This is a genomic window from Arthrobacter sp. 05L421, assembly GCF_056397785.1.
This window is the reverse complement of record NZ_JBFTOC010000050.1, coordinates 1-2,384: the sequence shown is the minus strand read 5'-3', so window position 1 is coordinate 2,384 and position 2,384 is coordinate 1. Positions and strand designations below refer to the sequence as shown.

Below are 2,384 nucleotides of genomic sequence, written 5' to 3'. Positions count from 1 at the left end.
GTCAGCATGATGACCAGCGCGGCGTTGTGGGAGCCGAATCCAAATGAACGGGGATTGCCCATGAGCGTCCGTCACGGCCGCCGTGCGGGGTGCCGTTGAAATGCGTCTCTCAAATACTGACCTGCGTACAGGACTCCCGCAGGCAGGTGTCAGGTAGACCTTCAGCGGTGCCCCCGAGGAAGCCCGGCGCTCTTTGTTGCTGCGGCCGGGAGGGGCCTGTTTCGACGACGCTGGCCGCCGTAGGCTATGGGGATCCACCAACATCGAGGAGGCACTCATGCGCACGGCAACACCCACCGCCCAGACCGATCAGGTCCGCCAGCTTTCAGAGAATCTCATGTCCCAGCTCACCAAGGGGAGGGAATGGGCCACTCCCGGCGTCGAGGCCGCACTACAAAGAGTGGTGGCGGGGCTCGATACCGGGATTGAATCTGCGTCCCCGAGGATCCAGAGCGGTCTGCGGCGGCTCGCGGACGAGCTCGCCGGTGGAGTGGAAACTCTGGCTCCCCGTGTTCACGAGGGCCTGAAGCGGGCTGCACCGAAAGTTGCCCCGGCAGTGACGGCTAAGCCGCGGCGGACGGCGTCCGGGAAGGCATGGTTGATTGCCGGGGTGGTGGCCGTAGCGGTGAGTGGGGGAGTCGCGGCCTGGCTCTCTTTTCGGCGGGCGGATGACGAGCCGGTGTCGGTGGATGTGCGGCGTACCGGCGGCGCGGACCCCGGCGCGGACCCGGCCCCCGCAGCAGCCCGGACCTGATGCAATCAAGGCTGCCTAGGGTCGCCGGTCCCAAGTTAGGGGGCACCCCGTAAAGGGTGTGGCTGTCGCCGCTGGCGGCCCCGGTTTGGCTGATCCAGACAGCGCTCAAGCTGGATTGGTGTGCAGCCCTCATTTCTTGGTTCCTCGGTACGTGCCCGGTTTGCCTCCCCCAGAGGCTGGCAGCTGGCCGTCGGATACAGCCCGGGCCGGCGTGGGCTACTTCTTGCCCGCCTTGAGGTCGGCCACCACCTTGGCGATTCGGCGCGAGCGGGTGTCGTCCGTTTTGGCATCTGCGATCGGCTCCACGTAACGCCGCTGGCTGCTGTAGGGCAGCGTCGCATAGAAGGCCTTCGCTTCGGGTTCCGCCTCCAAGGCGGCCGCGAGGTCTTCGGGTACGTCGATGACCCGCGGTTGCGTGTCCAGTTCGACGTCGACCTCCACGGTGTCCCCGGCGGCCGCGCCGGTCAGTTCCCGGTTGGCGGCGCTGACGCCGACCATGTTCTGGCCACCCATCACCGCGATGCTGCTGCGGTAGCTTTGGCCGTTGATGGTTACCACCACCGGCGGCCGCCTGCCGGCACCGAGTGCGTTGACGATGTCCTCGGGGACCTCGATGCCCGCTTTGTTGCCGCTGCCCTGGATGGTCGTGGTGAATTTCATGCTCACAGTATGCCTCCCGTTGGCAGGTACGCGCTGGTCGATCGGCGGCGTCCCACAAAGAAGTTAGGCCAGGACCCAGGAAGATGTCGCGGTGGAGACCGTCATGCAGGACACGGGAAGGATGGCCCGGCTCTGCATTCTCTTTCGGAGGGGTTCGTGACCGCGGATTGGTCCTCCGGCCAGGGGTTGTAGCCGGTCCGGCTGCGGCCTGTGCTCCTCATCCGCCAGGGCGCCCTTTTGGCGCGAGTTGATGGTTGAGCGCTGCCCGCAGTTGGTGCAGGTAGTGGCGTAGGTCTTGGACGTGGTGAACGTAGGAATGAGGAAGAGGGTGAGTTTGGTGGCCCGCTACTGCAGCGGGTGAATTGGCCGCAGTTCCGGCACGTTGTCACGCGTCCGGCCAGGTCGAGCGGGAGCGTTTTGAGGCCGAAAACGAGGAACATAGGGTGGGGTTTTCGAAGTGGTGGGTGCCACGCCTTGGTCACGTAGCTTTTCGGGCGCATCCGGCTGGCTGGCTGCCGGCGCGCAAGGGCGGGGGACCCTGTGGTCGAGGGCTTAGCCCAGCAGGGAGACGGCGTGGGCGATCACGAGGGCCAGGAGAACGAATCCTCCGGCGGCTTCGAGTCCCATCATCATTTTGGCGCGGGGAGACAGGGGCATGGTGTCGGTGGGACTGAAGGCCATGGAGTTGGAGAGGGAGAAGTAGGTGTAGTCGACGAAGGAAGCGACCCAGCCGCTCTTGACTGAGGACCGCGTCGCAACTTCCGTGACGGCGTCGTGGTCTTCGTCCTGGGGAAACCGGAAGTCAGCAGCCGGGAGGTCGCCGCGGTGGGTATTCCGCCGTGCGACCGGTCCGCCGCGGTCCAGTTCCCAGAAGACCAGGGCGAACGCGATGACGTTTGTTACCCAGATCTGCAGTGCTGCCAGAAGGAGCGTGCGCCCGTCGCCGCTGCCGGAGTCGGTCAGCAGAATG

Annotated in this window: 2 protein-coding genes and 1 pseudogene; 1 reads left to right on the top strand and 2 read right to left on the bottom strand. The window is 65.8% G+C overall.

Annotated features, from left to right (window positions below; translation table 11 throughout):
• Window positions 1–277: 277 nt before the first annotated feature.
• Window positions 278–754 (top strand): hypothetical protein, encoded by a 477-nt coding sequence (locus AC1DKQ_RS22325; RefSeq protein WP_476885769.1) that lies wholly within the window; start codon window positions 278–280, stop codon window positions 752–754.
• 216 nt (window positions 755–970) lie between these two features.
• Here the strand turns inward: AC1DKQ_RS22325 and AC1DKQ_RS22320 are convergent, their stop codons facing one another.
• Window positions 971–1,414, bottom strand: a complete 444-nt coding sequence (locus AC1DKQ_RS22320) for a DUF1905 domain-containing protein (protein WP_476885768.1) — start codon at window positions 1,412–1,414, stop codon at window positions 971–973.
• A gap of 552 nt (window positions 1,415–1,966) precedes the next feature.
• Window positions 1,967–2,384, bottom strand: a pseudogene (locus AC1DKQ_RS22315) (hypothetical protein); the annotation flags it as partial.